Source organism: Streptomyces sp. NPDC002809 (assembly GCF_040295435.1).
Taxonomy (GTDB): Bacteria; Actinomycetota; Actinomycetes; order Streptomycetales; family Streptomycetaceae; genus Streptomyces.
Genome location: NZ_JBEOVJ010000017.1, coordinates 25374 through 40244 on the forward strand (window position 1 = coordinate 25374; position 14871 = coordinate 40244).

The 14871-nt window shown below is 72.8% G+C and carries 12 protein-coding genes and 2 pseudogenes; 6 read left to right on the plus strand and 8 right to left on the minus strand.

The features are described 5' to 3' along the window. The first annotated feature begins 282 nt into the window (after nt 1-282). From ABT025_RS13525 to ABT025_RS13550, 6 genes are read left to right on the plus strand one after another with little or no spacing between them, the layout of a single operon-like run. Nucleotides 283-1332, plus strand: a complete 1050-nt coding sequence (locus ABT025_RS13525) for a radical SAM protein (protein WP_350993481.1) — start codon at nt 283-285, stop codon at nt 1330-1332. Beyond that, nucleotides 1329-2021 carry an iron-containing redox enzyme family protein gene (locus ABT025_RS13530; RefSeq protein ID WP_350993317.1) on the plus strand — a complete coding sequence of 231 codons (693 nt, stop codon included), beginning with the start codon at nt 1329-1331 and terminating at the stop codon, nt 2019-2021. The genes ABT025_RS13525 and ABT025_RS13530 overlap by 4 nt, the downstream gene beginning before the upstream one ends. Beyond that, complete coding sequence (locus ABT025_RS13535; protein WP_350993319.1) at nt 2014-2223, plus strand: aroma-sacti cluster domain-containing protein; 210 nt, start codon at nt 2014-2016, stop codon at nt 2221-2223. Before ABT025_RS13530 ends, ABT025_RS13535 begins: the two co-directional genes overlap by 8 nt. After that, nucleotides 2223-5384, plus strand: coding sequence for an AAA family ATPase (locus ABT025_RS13540; RefSeq protein ID WP_350993321.1), 3162 nt, complete (start codon nt 2223-2225; stop codon nt 5382-5384). Before ABT025_RS13535 ends, ABT025_RS13540 begins: the two co-directional genes overlap by 1 nt. Then, on the plus strand, nt 5381-6241 hold the full coding sequence (locus tag ABT025_RS13545) for a S8 family peptidase (RefSeq protein ID WP_350993323.1): 861 nt from the start codon (nt 5381-5383) through the stop codon (nt 6239-6241). The genes ABT025_RS13540 and ABT025_RS13545 overlap by 4 nt, the downstream gene beginning before the upstream one ends. Next, nucleotides 6238-6849, plus strand: coding sequence for a GAF domain-containing protein (locus tag ABT025_RS13550; RefSeq protein WP_350993325.1), 612 nt, complete (start codon nt 6238-6240; stop codon nt 6847-6849). Before ABT025_RS13545 ends, ABT025_RS13550 begins: the two co-directional genes overlap by 4 nt. Nucleotides 6850-7304: 455 nt before the next feature. On the opposite strand, the gene ABT025_RS13555 is transcribed toward ABT025_RS13550, so the two are convergent. The 8 genes and pseudogenes from ABT025_RS13555 to ABT025_RS13590 form a co-directional block, all read right to left on the minus strand. Then, entirely contained in the window at nt 7305-8672 is a 1368-nt protein-coding gene (locus tag ABT025_RS13555; RefSeq protein ID WP_350993327.1) for an MFS transporter, read from the minus strand. Further along, a complete protein-coding gene (locus ABT025_RS13560; protein ID WP_350993329.1) occupies nt 8669-9589 on the minus strand; it encodes a DUF6895 family protein in 921 nt (306 codons plus the stop codon). Before ABT025_RS13560 ends, ABT025_RS13555 begins: the two co-directional genes overlap by 4 nt. Then, nucleotides 9586-10773: a radical SAM protein gene (locus tag ABT025_RS13565; RefSeq protein ID WP_350993331.1), complete on the minus strand. Its 1188-nt coding sequence runs from the start codon at nt 10771-10773 to the stop codon at nt 9586-9588. The genes ABT025_RS13560 and ABT025_RS13565 overlap by 4 nt, the downstream gene beginning before the upstream one ends. Further along, nucleotides 10770-11732, minus strand: coding sequence for a DUF6895 family protein (locus ABT025_RS13570; RefSeq protein ID WP_350993333.1), 963 nt, complete (start codon nt 11730-11732; stop codon nt 10770-10772). Before ABT025_RS13570 ends, ABT025_RS13565 begins: the two co-directional genes overlap by 4 nt. Beyond that, nucleotides 11707-12903 carry a glycosyltransferase gene (locus ABT025_RS13575; RefSeq protein ID WP_350993335.1) on the minus strand — a complete coding sequence of 399 codons (1197 nt, stop codon included), beginning with the start codon at nt 12901-12903 and terminating at the stop codon, nt 11707-11709. The genes ABT025_RS13570 and ABT025_RS13575 overlap by 26 nt, the downstream gene beginning before the upstream one ends. Before the next feature lie 280 nt (nt 12904-13183). Then, a complete protein-coding gene (locus tag ABT025_RS13580) occupies nt 13184-13312 on the minus strand; it encodes a hypothetical protein (protein ID WP_350993337.1) in 129 nt (42 codons plus the stop codon). 473 nt (nt 13313-13785) lie between these two features. Beyond that, nucleotides 13786-14069: pseudogene (locus tag ABT025_RS13585) on the minus strand (MFS transporter); the annotation flags it as partial. Further along, nucleotides 14063-14818: pseudogene (locus ABT025_RS13590) on the minus strand (uracil-DNA glycosylase); the annotation flags it as partial. The pseudogenes ABT025_RS13590 and ABT025_RS13585, both read right to left, overlap by 7 nt. Nucleotides 14819-14871 lie beyond the last annotated feature (53 nt).

Sequence of the window (14871 nt, forward strand, 5' to 3'; positions counted from 1 at the left end):
TCGGGAATTAGATGGAATTCCCTCCGTTCTTCACAGCATGGTCACAAGCGGATGGCTGGGCTATGGGCCCGGGGGTGGCTCAAGGTGCATGCAGCAACGCACCCGCCGGGACAAAAGGTGAGGACACGTGCATAGTCAGGCGAATCGGCAGGCCGTGCGCGGGACCCGCGCCCACGGGCCGCCATGCGTCGTGTACCGGCACCGAACCGGGTGCCAACCGGCACCGAACCGCTTCCGCGCACCCTGGCGCCGCATGTCCCGGTGACCTACGGAGGTGACGCGATGCGACTGGCGGAGATCATCGAACTGCGGCCGGTGCCGGCTGCCGGGCTGCTCGCCACCCTCACCAGGCGCTGCCCGCTCAGTTGCGCCCACTGCTCCACGTCGTCGGGGCCGCGGGGTGAGGACACCCCCGCCGAGGCGCTGCGCCGCTTCGTCGGCGGCTTCACCCCCGGGGACCGTCCTGAGGTGCTCATGCTCACGGGCGGTGAGCCGCTGCTGCGGCCCACGCTCGTGGGTGACCTCGCGTCGCTCGCCGCGTCCGCCGGAACGCGGACGTCTGTGCTCAGTGGCATGTTCTTCGCGGCCGACGGGCGGATACCCGCCCGCATCATGCGCGCACTTCGGCACGTCGCCCATTTCTCGGCGAGCATCGACGTATTCCATGAGCGTGAAGTGCCGCGCGCAGCGGCTTTCCGCGCGGTCCATCGCATCATGGAAAGCGGAATCGGCGTGAGTTTTCACGTGGTGGGTAATGGGGCGGATGATCCCTATCTCGCGGACATCACCGCGTCCATACGGGCCGAGTTCCGGGACCGGGCGGCCGTACTGGTCAATCACGTCCGGCCGGTGGGGCGGGCGGCGGCCTGGGCGGCCGCCCGGGAGGCCCCGCTCGACGGCGCCGGAGGACCGCCGGCTCCCTGCGCGATGGCGGCCTGGCCGGTGGTGGCCTTCGACGGCACGGTCACGGCCTGCTGCAACCAGCGCGTGGTGGACGCCCGCCCCATGCCGGAACACCTTCGCCTGGGACACATCGCCGTGGACGGCTGGACGCGGATCCGGCGCCGCTGTCAGGAGTCGCCCGTGCTGCGCACCATCCGTACCGCGGGCGTCGGGTCCTGTGCGGACTGCCATGCTCTGGCCGTGCGGCCGGCGGCCCTGGAAGCCGCCGCGCGGGCCGGGTCCCGGCCGGCGGCCGGCGCGATGGACGCGCTCGGCGCCCGGCTCCAGCGCGACGCGGGAGCGGCGGCGCTGTTGCGGCGGTACGGAAGCGGACGGTATGCGCCACTCGTGCTGCTCGGCGGGCACGGGGACGAGGAGCGTCCCGCATGAGCCCCACTGCCGTCGCGGGCCTGCGACTCGAACTGTCGCTCGTGCAGCCCGTGCTGCGGTCCGCCGCCGCCCACATGTGGCGCTCCGACGCGGGGCTCCCCGGCCGGTACCGGGACTATCTGCGGTCCATGCACCAGGTGATCCGCGCCTCCGTTCCCCTGATGGAGCGGGCCGCCGCCCGGTGCGAGCTGCTGCCGCGCGACCCCGTGGCGCCGCCACTCGCCCGCTACCTGCGGGCGCACGCCGAACAGGAACGGGGCCACGACGACTGGCTGCTCACCGACGCCGCGGCAGCCGGGGCCGCGCCGGGCGAGCTGACCGACACCGCCCCGCCGTCCTGCGTCGCCGCTCTGGTGGGGGCGCAGTACTACTGGATCGAGCACAGCCATCCGGTGGCCCTGCTCGGCTACATCGCGGTACTGGAGGGCAACGCACCGGCGCCGGGGCTGGCCGGCCGACTGGCGCGTGAGACCGGGCTGCCGCAGGCCGCTTTCGAGACCGTACGCCTCCACGCGGACCTCGACGACGGGCACAGCGCCGACCTCGACCGGCTGATCGGCCGACTGCCTCTGGACCGCGCGCAGCGCTCCCTGGTCGCCGTCAGTGCACTGCACACGGTCGCCGCCCTCGCTGAGCTGTTCGACCGCATCGCCACGGGACCAACCCTATCGGGGAGCCTCCATGAATGAGCACGCACAGGATCGCGACCGCCTCCGTGTGCTGGAGGACGCCGGGTTCCCACTGCACAGTCTCTCCCCCGAGCAGCGGGAGGTGCTCCAGGACCTCAGTGAGGAGGAACTGACCCTGCTGCTGGGCCTGAAGGAGCGGCTGGACGCCGCCGAGCCGGAGGTGCAGGCACACAGCGAGATCGCCGGCGGAGCGTTGTTCTGATGACCGGGATCGCACGGATGAGCTGCCCCCGGTGCCCCGAACCACCGCCGGACGGTGCGGCCTTCTGCCCCCGGTGCGGAACCGCCTGCGTCGCCGCGGCCGGTTCCGCCACGGCCGAGGAACGGCGGGTGGTGACCGTGGTCTTCTGCGACCTCGTCGGGTCGACGGCCCTGTCCGGCCGGCTCGACCCGGAGACGCTGCGCACGGTGACGCTCCGGTACTTCGCGCTGATGCGGGCACGGATCGAGGAACACGGCGGCACGGTGGAGAAGTTCATCGGTGACGCCGTGATGGCGGTCTTCGGTGTTCCCGTACGCCACGAGGACGACGCCCACCGTGCCCTGGCCGCCACCCGCGCCATGGTCACAGGCCTCGACGGACTCAACACCGAGCTGGAGCGGGAGCACGGGGTGCGGCTCGCCGTCCGCATCGGCGTGAACACCGGCGAGGTCGTGGTGAGCGTCGACCCCGGCGCCCGGCAGGCCATGGTCTCCGGCGAGGTGGTCAACATCGGCGCCCGGCTCGAACAGCACGCCGGCACGGGCGAGATCCTGATCGGCCCCGCCACACTGCGCGCGGCCGGGCCCTCGGCGGTCACCGAACCAGCCGGATCGCTGTCCCTCAAGGGGGTCGGCGTACCCGTCCCGGCCCGCCGCCTGGTGGCCCTGCACGAGGACGACCCGGAGCGGGTGCGCCGGTTCGACACCCCCTTCATCGGACGTGAGCAGGAGCTGGCCGAACTTCGGCTGCTGTCACGCAAGTTGGCGGCGGAACCCCGTTCGCATCTGATGACCGTGTACGGCGAGGCGGGGCTCGGCAAGACGCGCCTGCTGCGCGAATGGCTGAGGGACTGCCCGGCGTACGGGGAGGGCCGGTGCCGCCCGTACGGCGAGACCGGCACCCTCGCACCACTCGCCGAAGCGGTACGCCAGGTACTCGCCGCGGTCGGAGAGGACGCCGCGCTCGCAGGGCTGCCGGGGCACGAACGGGCGGAGGCGCAGCAGGCGCTGAGCCTGCTGCGGACCGGTCTGCTCACGGACGGGACACCCAGCCCCTCCACGGACGACACCCTCATGGCGCTGGCCTGCCTACTGGACGGACTGGCCCGGGAGCGGCCCGTAGTGCTCGTGCTGGACGACTGCCACTGGGCATCGGCGCCGCTGCTCGACATGGCGGACCGGCTGCTGGACGAACTCGACCGCTCGGCCGTCGCCCTGGTGTGCGCGGCGCGTCCCGAGCTGCTGGAGACCCACCCCGGCTGGGGCAGCGGCCGGATGCGTTCCGCGTCACTCATGCTCACGCCGCTCACCCGGGAGGAGGCCGCCGTCCTCGCCGGTGAACTGGTCGAGGTGGCGGCCCACCGGCAGGGAGTGCTGGAGGGCGCCCTCGACCGGGCCGAAGGCAATCCGCTGTACCTGGAGCACCTGACCGCCATGGCCGCCGAGGGCGACGACCTGCCGCTCACCGTGCACGCCCTGCTCGGCGCCCGCATCGACGCGCTGCCTCCCGAGGAGCGGACCCTGCTGCAACTGGCCGCCGTCCTGGGACGCGACTTCCACCGCGCCGACCTGACCGAACTGGCCGCCGCCGAGGACTCCGGCCCCCCGGAGTCCGCCGCCGGTCTGCTGCGCGGCCTCGTACGGCGGCGGCTCATCGAGTCCGGGGGCCGCACCCGGGCCGCGAGCCCCGTACTCCGGTTCGGCAGCGCTCTGGTGCAGGAGACCGCCTATCGCGGGATGGCCAAGAAGGTACGTGCCCGGCGTCACGAACACGCCGCCGGCGTGCTGGTCCGGCACGAGGCGGGTGAGGCGGCCGTCGGCACCCACCTGGCCCGCGCCCATCGCCTGCTCACCGAACTGGGGATACGCGACGACGACACCGACGTGCTGCGTGCGCGTGCCGCCGGACTCCTCACCCGGGCCGGCGCGGCCGCCCTGGCCCGTTCCGACCTGCCGTGGGCCGACGACCTCCTCACCCAGGGCCTGGACCTGGCCGCCCCCGGCGAGCCCGCCGCGGCCGAGGCCGCCCGCCGGCTCGGCGAGACGAAGGTCGCCCGCGGCGAGCCGGTGCGCGGCCGGGAACTGCTGGCAGGCGCCCTCGACACGGCGGACCGGGCCGGTGACCGGCTGGGTGCCGCCCACGCCCGGCTCGCGCTGACCGCCCTCGATCCCCGGCACGGGTCCGCGGCCGACGTGGCCGAGGCCGCGCTCGCACTTTTCACGGTGGCGGGCGACGACCAGGGCATCGCCCGGGCCTGCGTCCGCATCGCCCAGGACCGCCAGCGGCGCGGACGGCACGCCGAGGCCGAGGCACTGCTGAGCCGGGCCCTGGACCACGCCGGCCGCGCCGACGCCGAACCCGAACGGGCCCTGGCGCTCGGTGCGGTCGGCATCTCCCTGTGGCGGGGGCCGACCCCGGTCGCGCGTGCCGTCGCCCGCTGCGAGGAACTTCTGACGGCCCACGGCGCCGGCCGGCCGACCGTCCGGGCCACCCTGGCCTGCCCCCTGGCCGTACTCCTGGCCCTCCAGGGCCGCCACGACGAGGCTCACGAACGGCTGGCCGAGGCGGCGCGGCTCGCCGGCGGCCTCGGTTACGCCGAGAGCGCGCTGTTCGTCCCGCTGTTCGCCGCCGAGGTCGAGGCCCTGACCGGTACTCCGGAACGCAGGCTCGCCCTGCTGGACGAGGCCGCCCGCGCCGGGCGTGAACTCGGCGTCACCGGTGCGCTGCCCGGTATCGCCCGCGAACGGGCCCGCATCCTGCTTGACCGGGGGGAACCGGCGCAGGCGCTGGCCCTGCCGGACCCTCAGGAGTCCGGCCTGCCCCCGGCGGAGTCCGCCGACGCCCACGGGCTGCGGGCCCGCGCCCTCGCTCTCGCCGGGGAGCCGGCCGCCGCACGCGCCTGCGCGGACCGGGCGACCGCCGCGGCCGGTGACACGGACTCCCCGGTCGTCCGCGGCACCGCTGCCCTCGACCGCGCGCACACACTGCGCACACTGGATCTCCCCGGCGACGCCGCGCGGGAGGCGCGTACGGCGCAACGGCACTTCACCACCAAGGGACACCGACTCGGCGCGGACCGCGCGGCCGTGTTCGCCGACGACAGCGCGGCCGCGGCCCGGAGCACCGAACGCCCGGCCGGGCGGAAAGGCGGGACCACATGACCACCGGGATGGCAGGGAGGCTCACCTGGAGCCTGCGCGACCGTGCCCCCGAGGACCTCACGATGTTCGCCGACACGGTGCAGGCGCTGCCCGCCGACCCCTCGGCGTGGTCGGACGGCGGAGGCGTGCGCGTGTGTGTGGTCGACACCGGGGTGGAGTGCGGTCATCCCTCGGTCGGCACGGTCCAGGGCTCCTACGAGGTGGCGCCGGCTCCCGACGGGACCTTGCGCGTCATCGACAGCGGTCCGCTGCCCGACGGCGCCGGCGACGGCTGCGGGCACGGAACGGCGTGCGCCGGAATCGTCCGGCGCGTGGCACCGGGCTGCGACCTGTACAGCGTGCGGGTGCTGGGCGAGGGCTTCACCGGCAGCGGCGACGCCCTGCTCACGGGGCTGCGCTGGGCCGTCGACCAGGGCTTCGACGTGGTCAACCTCAGCCTGTCCACGACCCGTCCGAAGTTCCTCGAAACGCTTAGGTCCCTGGCCGACCAGGCATTCTTCACCGGCACCACGCTGGTGGCGTCGGCCCACAACACTCCGGTGGAGAGCTTCCCCTGGCGGTTCTCGTCGGTCATCTCGGTCGGTACGCACCGGGAGGACGACTCCGGGCTCTTCCTCTACAACCCCGCACCACCCGTCGAGTTCTTCGCACCCGGCCAGAACGTGCAGGTGGCCTGGACGGGCGGCAGGACCATCCGCACCACGGGGAACAGCTTCGCCACCCCCTTCATCAGCGGGATGTGCGCACGGCTGCTCGGCAGCAGGCCGAAGCTGACGCCCTTCCAGATCAAGCACGCGCTCTACCTCTCCGCCGCGAACGTACGCATCGGCGAACCCGAAACCCGAGGTGAATCATGAGCCAGTACCACGGCCTCGTCCCAGCCACCGACGTGGGCCCCGCGACACAGGCCGGCAGCGCCGAGCGCGATCTGCTGCAGTCCGTCGTAGATACCGCGCGCGCCATCTTCGGCGCGGCGGCCAGCTCCGTCCTGCTGCACGACGAGGACGCCGACGAGCTGGTCTTCCAGGCGGTGGCCGGGGAGGGCGAGCAGTCCCTCGTCGGCTCCCGGTTCCCCGCCGGCCGGGGGCTGGCGGGCTGGGTGCTCGTCTCGGGCGAGCCGATGGTCGCGGACGACCTGAGGAAACAGGGCAGGTTCGCACGGGACGTCGCGAAATCGACCGGGTATGTGCCGGACGCGCTGATGGCGGCGCCGCTGGCCCACCGCGACCGGATTCTCGGCGTGCTCGAAGTGCTCGACCCCGTGGAGCAGTCCCGGTCCAGCCTCTCCGAACTCGATCTGCTCGCCCTCTTCGCCCGCCAGGCCGCGGCGGCCCTCGCGGTCGTCACCGAACGCCGGCGCGACGAGGCGCCGGCGGAGGTTCGCGTGCGGGGTCTGGAGCTGGTGGACGCGCTGCGGGACGTGCTGCTCGACGGTATGCCGCCGCAGGGCCCGCACGGCGGTTGAGGCGCAGGCGGTCGGTGTGCCGCCGATTCCACGGCGTCGGCGGTCCTGCGGACCTCCGGCCTACGGGGACGGGGGCCCACCCCTACGCCTCCGGCGGGCCGGTGCGAGGAGCGGCGGGCAGGCGGGCGGACGGGGAGCAAGGCGTCTACCGGGCCGTCGGCGCCGCGGCCGATCAGGGCCGTACGGAAGCGGGCGGGGTCTCCTGCGGCAGACGCGCGCGCAGGGCGCCGGCGCCGTCCTGGGCCCGGGAGGGCTGGACGCGGAAGCCCGGTGGCCTGCTCTGCAGGGGCCCGTGCGTACCCGCGTACGCGACCCAGCGGGCCATCGCGCTCGCCGGCGTCCGGATCGTCAGCGGCGTCGGGGCGGCCTGTCGCGTCGAGCAGGTCCCGCATCCGGCCGAGGGTGAAGTGGGGCGGCCGCGTGCGGCGGATGACCGTGAGCCCCGCGCCCTCTGATCACTGGGCGCTCCCACGGGGTGCGACGGGCACCGACTCGCCCGGTGCGGCGGCCGGCCCGGCGCCGGCCTCCCCGCGCGGGAGAGCGGCCCAGGCGTAGACGCCGGACAGGACGACTAGGGCGCCGGACATCGCGAACACAGTGTCGACGGGGCCGAACCGGATACCGGCGACGGAGCCCCCCACGTCCCGCAACGCGGAGCTGGCGAGCCAGCCGGACAGCACGGCGGAGAGCATCGAAGCCAGCCGCGTCACCGGGTAGAACACGGAAACGACGCGGCCCCGGAACTCGGCAGGCGCGGCGTCGAGCAGGAGCGGTGCCATCGCCGTGTTCAGCATGGTGAGGGGAACGGTGAAGACGAAGAGCAGGACGACGCCTCCGACGAAGCCCGTCTGCCGGGAGTAGACGAACAGAAGGAGGCCGCTCACGATGAGGCCCGCCCAGGTGGTGCGGCTCGCCCCGATCCACTGCACCACACGCCCGGCGCACAGCGCGCCGACGATGCCGCCGAGCCCCATGGCCGTACCGATGTAGCCGTAGAGGTGGACGGGCATATGGAGGTTGTCGGTCGCGAAGAAGATGTTGAGGGTGCTCAGGGCGCCGGTCCCGAACTGGCCTATGACGGCAAGCACGGTCAGCGCGACGAGGAACCTGCTGCGCCGGAAGAAGCGGATGCCTTCCGCGAACTCCCGCAGCAGGCTCTTGGGTTGAGCGGTATCCCCGCCGCCGGGCTTCTCGGAGCCGGCCGCTCGGCGGTCCGCCCCGATGGAGCGGATCACGACGTAGGACACCGCGTACGACAGCGCGTTGAGGAGCAGCGCCCACTGGAGGCCGGCGGTGAAGAGCAGCGGCGCGGCAAGGGGCGGCCCGATGATCCAGGCGGTCTGGGCGGTGGCCTGGGCGATGCCCGCCGCCCGGGCACGGTCGGCCTCCCCGGTCACCAGATCACCGATGACCGAGAAGCGCGCCGGAGTGAAGAACTGGCTCGCCGCGTTGAGCGTCAGGACGGTCGCGTAGACGATTGCCAGCCAGACCCCGACCGGGAGGGCGTCGACCGGCAGGAAGGACAGGGCGGTCAGCACGGCCACCAGCCCGCCGCGGACCACCTCGGTGCGGAGCATCGTGCGACGTCTGTCCCAGCGGTCGACGAACACGCCCGCGAGCGGACCGATGACCAGGACGGATATGCCCGTCGCCAGCAGGACGCCGCTGACCGCCATCGGGGCCCAACTCCGGCCCTCCGCCAGCACGGTGGCCACCCACAGCACCAGGGTGGTGCTGAAGACGGCGTCCCCGACGGACGAGACCGCCTGCCCGAACCAGAGCCGGGTGTAGTCGGGGTTGATGAGCACCAGACGCGCTGTCATGACGTCCTCCCCGACGAGACGATCAGGGCCATAAGGGCAGTGACCAGGGTCGTGTGGTAGGCCTTGCTGAAGAATTCCCCCGCCGTGTCCGACCCCGTGGCCCTGAGCGCGGCCGACCGGCCGGGTATCGAGCCGTCGGGCGACTGGGCCCGCACCAGGCACTCCACGGCCGCGGCTCCCGATGGTGTACGCAGCGGATGGGCGCCCAGGATGAACTCCGTGAGGAGGAGTTCCGCGGCCAGGTCCCACCGGTCGTGCGCGACACAGTGGTCCAGCATGCGGCGGACCAGGCCGAGCGCGTTCGCCGTGACGTCGTCGGTCAGCCCGGGGTCGGCCCGGCCGAAGTCGCCGAGATAGAAGGCGGTGTGCGTCAGGGCGTACGCCTGCGGAGCCGCGAGCGGCTCCGTGTGCTCGGGGTGTGCGGCCTCCGGCTCCGGGGCCGCGTGCGCGACGAGCGGGCTGAGCGCGACGAGGTCGGCGTACGGCTCGATCCCGTGGCGGACACCGGCCTTGTCCGCGTAGTAGCGGATCTCGATGCGCTGGTACGCGGACTTCCCGTGCGGTGAGAGGAAGCCGGGGCTCAGACGCATCGGCGTGCCGTCGACCCCGTCGGGGGCGAGTGCCGTGTAGATCAGCCAGTACGAGGAAGCGTGCCCGGGGTGGACGTCGAAGAGGTCCGGAAAGTCCGGACGCCGCCAGAGTGCCCGGATCAGGTCGGCAGCCCCCGTCAGCGAGTCGGGGACGCTGTCCAGGCGTGTCGCGCAGTGGCAGAGCAGCGCAAGTTCCAGTGCCGCCTTCGCCTTCGTGTGCGTTGCCGACGGTGCGCTCGACGAGTACGGGTCGAAGTGGTCCAGGTTTCCCTCCAGCCAGTCGAGCGCGCCGTCGGCGAGCCGGTCGAGGGGGGAGGTCGTGGTCACAGGCGCCCCGTCTCGTCCAGGTGGTCGAGGAGTGCCGTGTCGACGGTGTCGCGGAACTCCGCGAGTGCCCGTGCTCCCTCGTCGTAGCGGTAGAGATCCTCACAGGCGATCCAGCGGTCATCTGCCTTCGCGCCGGACACGTATCCGTCGGCTACCGTGCCGACTTCCCAGTCGGACTTGCCCGCTGTCTCCCAGCAACTGGAGAGCGTCCCGTCCGCACTCACCACCGCCCCGTAGCGTCCGCCGGAGTGACCGCAGGTGGTGCAGGGCCGACGGGCGCCGGGGCGGGTCACGGTGAAGCCGAGGCCGAGAGCCCGGCGCTGCCACCGCACGAAGGCGGCCGAGAGCTCGGCCGTCTGAAGGTCGTTGGTGTATCCGATGCCGACGTCGCCGACCCGGGCGAAGTACAGCGTGCACCGGGCGGGGTCGAGCGCGGCGGCGAGACGGTCGATCAGGCCGTCGATCCCGTGGATGTTCTCCTGGGAGACGTTGACCCGCAGGGTCCACCGGACCGGTGCGGCCTCCGAGGCCCCGACGATGTTGCCGATGATCGTGTCGAAGGTCCCGCCGCCGTCCGCCCTGCCGATCCGGATCCGGTCGTGGTCGGGGCGGTCGCCGTCGAAGGTGACCTGGACGGAGTCGAGTCCGAGGTCGCTGAGCTGCCGGGCCAGTCGCGGGGTGAGCAGCGTGGCGTTGGAGATCATCCAGGCCGATGTCTGCCCGATGTCCGCGGCCCGTTCCAGCAGTTCCAGACAGCCCCGCGGATTGAGCAGGGGCTCGCCACCGAAGAGGAGGATCCGCAGCCTCTCCAGGTCCGCGGCGGCCATCTGCCGCCGGGTGAAGTCGAGGACCGAGGTGATCGTCTTCGAGGTGAGCCGGCTCCGGGCGATCCGGGGCGGGCGTCCGCCGCCCGCCGGGTCCTGGGCGGTGTTCTGGAAGCAGTATCCGCAGCCCAGGTTGCAATGGGTGCTGGTGAGGACGGTCAGCGCGTAGGAACGGACCGGACTGGTGTTGAACAGCCCCTTCTCGTCCAGCCAGCGCTCCGTCTCGGGCAGCAGCGCCCCGTCGGCGGTCAGGTGCCGGGAGCCCAGGCGGGCGATTCCACCGGCGCCAAGGAACCACCAGTTCCGCTTGCCACGCAGAAGGCGCTCGCCCCCGGTACGGGATATCTGGTCCAGGCTCATCGCACACTCCCCATCGCTGATACACCCGCTGTCGTGAGTTCGTCTGACCGGCCATCGGTGACGATCAGCATCGCCAGGGCCGTACCGAGGGTCGACTGGTAGGCACGCCGGAAGAACGCCACGGGCGTCGCGGTCGGCGCTGCTCGCTCGGTCAGGGATTTCCCCGGAATCGCACCGTCGGGCGACATCGCGTCCGCCAGCATCCGGATGCCGGCCGCTCCCGAAGGCGTCCTCAGCGGATCGGCACCCAGGCAGTACTGGGCGAGCACGAGCTTCGCGGTGAAGTCCCACGCGCCCTGCCGTACGCAGTGCTCCGTGAGGCTCTCCACGACGCGCACCGCCCGTTGCCGTTCGCCAGGGGTCAGCCCCGGATCACGGAACCCGAACTCGCTGAGGTGGAAGACGGTGTGCGTGATCTCGCAGACGTCCAGGTCCGCCACCCGCAGGGTGGAGGCCCGAGCCAGCAGACTGCACGCGTACAGCTCCCGGTAGGAAGCCAACCGGTGCCCGACGCCCGCCAGATCGGCGTAGAACCGGGTCTCCAGGTGGAGATACGGAGACTTCCGCCGCGGTGCCAGAAAGCCGTCGGTCTCCAGCCGGGCCGGCGCGACGCGGTACGCGTCCGAAACGGCCCCGGCCGGTGCCAGCGCCGCATACATCAGCTGGAACTGCCGCGCGTACCTCGGGTCGGCGGTGACCAGACGGGGAAAGTCCGCACGCCTCCAGGCGCGTTCCACCACAGCGGCCGGCGAGAGGAGGCCGACGTCCGCCGGCGCGATCCTGCGCCAGAAACGACAGAGCAGCGCGAGTTGCAGCAGCGCCTTCACATGCGGGGTCGTCGGCAGCTCTGCGTGGGCCGCCGGTGAACCCAGGTAGTCGGCGTGACGCCCCACCCATTGCCGTGTGCCCGCGGACAGACGTTTCGCGGTCTCCTCAAGGCCGGCTGATCGCGTACCCATGACCCTCCTTCGGTGTGGCGGAGGCCTGGGCCGTCCGCTCGACGATGTCGGCCGCGAGGGCGGCGCTGTTTGTCGCGGCCAGTCGGCTGCCGAGGGCGCGCGCCCTGGTCCGCAGGCCCTCGTCGTCCCACACCGGCTCCAGCGCGGCGGACGACTCCTCGGACGGGGCGTTCGGGATGTGCGCCGCCACACCGGCGCGCAGGCAGGCGCCCGCCAGCAGCGGCTGCTCGGCACCGTTGGGCGAGACCGCGAGGGGCCGTCCGCGCAGCAGGGCGCCCAGGACCGGGGCGGAGGTGCAGTTGGTCAGCACCAGGCCGGCCAGGTCGATGAGCGGACCCATCCACGGCTTGCGTACGAGGATGAGATCGGCTTCAGGCGCGGGCTGCGGGTCCGTGGACCGGCCCTGCTCGACCACGGCCTGGAACCGGCCGCCGGTGAAGGCCGCGTTGAGCAGGGGCCACAGGCTCCTGCCCCCGAAGAAGCGGCCCATGTGGACGTAGACGACGGGTTTGCCAGACCGTTCCAGGTGGTTCTCGACCCTCGCGACCTCGGCCGGATCGGCGGCCGGTTCCCAGGCCAGAGGTCCCACGTGGCGTACCCGCTCGGGGAGTTCTGCGCCCGGGTGCTCCAGCGCCGGGTCGCCGCGGAGCAGCAACGCGTCACCCAGGAGCGGGCTGCCCCCCCACCGACAGGCGCGTGCGGCCTTACCCGCCTGCTCCCGCAACTCGGCGTACAGGCGCAGCCCTTCGCCGGTGCGGCTCCTGCGGGTCCTGCCCAGCTGCGGTTCCCCGTCCCCGCCCGACCGGTAGTCCCACAGATGGGCCGAGAGGCCGACCACCACCACCGGAATGTCCAGCACCTCGGCGGCGAGCAGGGCCCCGTTGCACAGGACGGAGGTGACCAGCAGATCGGCTCCCGACTCCCGGGTGGCACGCACGGTCGCCAGGTACTGCGCCTGGCCGGTCGTTCCCCACCAGGCGGCCGAGAACGCCCGCGGGCCCCCGTAGTCCTCCGCCGTCATGAAGGAGAGTCCGGCCTCGGCGGCGACGGGCGCGGCACTCGGCCGGCCCAGGACACTGACGTGGTGACCCCGGCGCGTCAGCTCACGCCCGGCAGCGATCACCGGGTAGAGGTAGCCGCCGTCGCTGAGCGGGCAGAGCAGGATCCTCACGACGTCACCCGGCCGGGCGCGGTGGAGCCTGGCCGTCCGCTCAAGCGGGCCGGAGATTCGGCGAGTTCGTGTGCGCGGTCCTGCCGGACCGTGCGGGAGGACCGGTGCTGTGCCGGAGTACGGGCGACGTATGTCATTCTGCGCTCTCTCATGGCGTGGCCGGGGACGGGCGAGCCCGTTGCCGTAACCTCGGGTCGGACGCAGGCGCGGGCTGCCCGGTTCGCGGCGCGAAGCCGAGAACCGAGTAGCCCGCCCAGTGCTCAGGACTCGATGAACCGGGTCAGAGTGCGCTGCTGCCGTTGACGATGCAGCCGGGCACCTCCGGCTCGAACCCGTCGTTCTCGCTGTGCGCGACGACCTCGGCCTCGGTGTCGTCCTGCTCCTGCTCCGGGTTCGTGTTCTCGGGCATCCGGTCCTCCTTGATGGACGGCGACTGCTGCGCCGGCTGAGACAGAACGTACGAGCCCCCGGTATGGGAACGCCTGGACGCAGGTTCGACGCCGGTACGCGCGAAATACCCTCAGGGCTGTCCCGCACGCACGCTGGCCGCGTTGCGGAAACGCCCTGGTAGCTCTTTCCCTGAGCTCTCACATGCGTTCGAGCAGGGGAGACCCCGTCCGAGACCCGTCCCACGCCTTGCGAGCGCACGGACCGGACGCCGCGGGGCCCGTCCTTCGGGCGGACGTCGCTACTTTCGGAACACGCCCTGGCCCACCGGCCCCCGGCCGTTCTCCTCGACCGCTGACAGAGGCTGACGCGGCGGTGCCGTCGTGCGAACCGGCCTGCGGCGGCGGCTGCCTGCACCGCCGCCCGGACGCGCGGCCCGCACTGTCCCGCGACCCCGCACAGGGGCACGCCCGGGGCCCGGGCTCGCGCGTTCGTTCAGCGCGTCGTCGTACCCGCTGAGGGCGCGTCACCGTCGGTGTCCTCAGCCTGGGAGAGCGGCCTCGCGATGTCCTCCAGAGAGCGCTGCTCGGCGTTGACGGCAAGGAAGGCGGCGACGACGCCCGCCGCGGACATCAGTCCGGCGCCGATGCAGAAGGCGAGGGCCGTGTAGCCGGGGACGCCCGACTCGGTGAGATCCCCGAAGACGAGCGGGCGCTGATCCCGCCGACCGCCGTACCGATCGCACAGAAGAAGGCGATAGCCATGGCGCTGGTCTCCAGACGGGAAGTCCGGCAGCCTCTGCGGCCTCGACCAGAACCTCGCGCAGCATGGCCGGGGTGAGGCGGCCGGTGGACACGTTGCGCCGGCTGACGTGGTAGCAGCCGGAGACCGTCACCGCGCCGGTGGGCCCGCCCGCCGGCGACAACGTCGTCCGTACGCCGTGTCCGAACGAGGGACGAGGGCTCGGCAGGTCCCAGCCTGCCTGCGCAAGTGCCGGCAGGGCGGCCTGCCGGCCGAAGCCGCCCAACACGACGACGGAGCGTGCCTTCGGTCGCAGCAGCTGCAACTCGCGTGTCAGCCAGGGGCGGCAGGTGTCGCGCTCCCCGGTTGCGGGGTGATTGGCGGGTGGCGCGCAGTGCACGGGCGAGGTGACCCCGACTCCGTGGAGCTCCGGGCCGTCGCCCCGGTGCGTCGCCGTGGGCCGTGAGGAGAGACCAGGTTCGTGCAGTGTCGCGAAGAGCAGGTCGCGGGCCTGGTCACTGGTGAACATCCGGCCGGTCCGGTCGGCACCGTGCGCGGCGGGCGCCAGACCTGTGATCAATATGGCCGCTTCCGCCGGCCCGAACCCGGGCACCGGGCGCGCCCAGTACTCCCAGTCGCGATAGGCGGCCCGTTTGACGAGAGCGGTCTCCTCGCGCCGGGCGACGAGGCGGGGGCAGGCACGACATCCCACCACCCTCGCGTCCGGGCCGGCCAACGTGCGGGCCTCGGCCGCGGCCGAAACGGGGTATTCCTCGCTATGACACATGGACGACCCCATGTCGCCGGTGTGGGCGGCGCGGTGTGCCGCGTGGGGGAGGC

Coding starts and splice junctions, on each gene's coding strand:
- ABT025_RS13525 (WP_350993481.1), top strand. CDS start 283: ATGCGACTGGCGGAGATCATCGAACTGCGGCCGGTGCCGGCTGCCGGG.
- ABT025_RS13570 (WP_350993333.1), bottom strand. CDS start 11,732: ATGGGTACGCGATCAGCCGGCCTTGAGGAGACCGCGAAACGTCTGTCC.
- ABT025_RS13550 (WP_350993325.1), top strand. CDS start 6,238: ATGAGCCAGTACCACGGCCTCGTCCCAGCCACCGACGTGGGCCCCGCG.
- ABT025_RS13535 (WP_350993319.1), top strand. CDS start 2,014: ATGAATGAGCACGCACAGGATCGCGACCGCCTCCGTGTGCTGGAGGAC.
- ABT025_RS13565 (WP_350993331.1), bottom strand. CDS start 10,773: ATGAGCCTGGACCAGATATCCCGTACCGGGGGCGAGCGCCTTCTGCGT.
- ABT025_RS13540 (WP_350993321.1), top strand. CDS start 2,223: ATGACCGGGATCGCACGGATGAGCTGCCCCCGGTGCCCCGAACCACCG.
- ABT025_RS13545 (WP_350993323.1), top strand. CDS start 5,381: ATGACCACCGGGATGGCAGGGAGGCTCACCTGGAGCCTGCGCGACCGT.
- ABT025_RS13580 (WP_350993337.1), bottom strand. CDS start 13,312: ATGCCCGAGAACACGAACCCGGAGCAGGAGCAGGACGACACCGAGGCC.
- ABT025_RS13530 (WP_350993317.1), top strand. CDS start 1,329: ATGAGCCCCACTGCCGTCGCGGGCCTGCGACTCGAACTGTCGCTCGTG.
- ABT025_RS13555 (WP_350993327.1), bottom strand. CDS start 8,672: ATGACAGCGCGTCTGGTGCTCATCAACCCCGACTACACCCGGCTCTGG.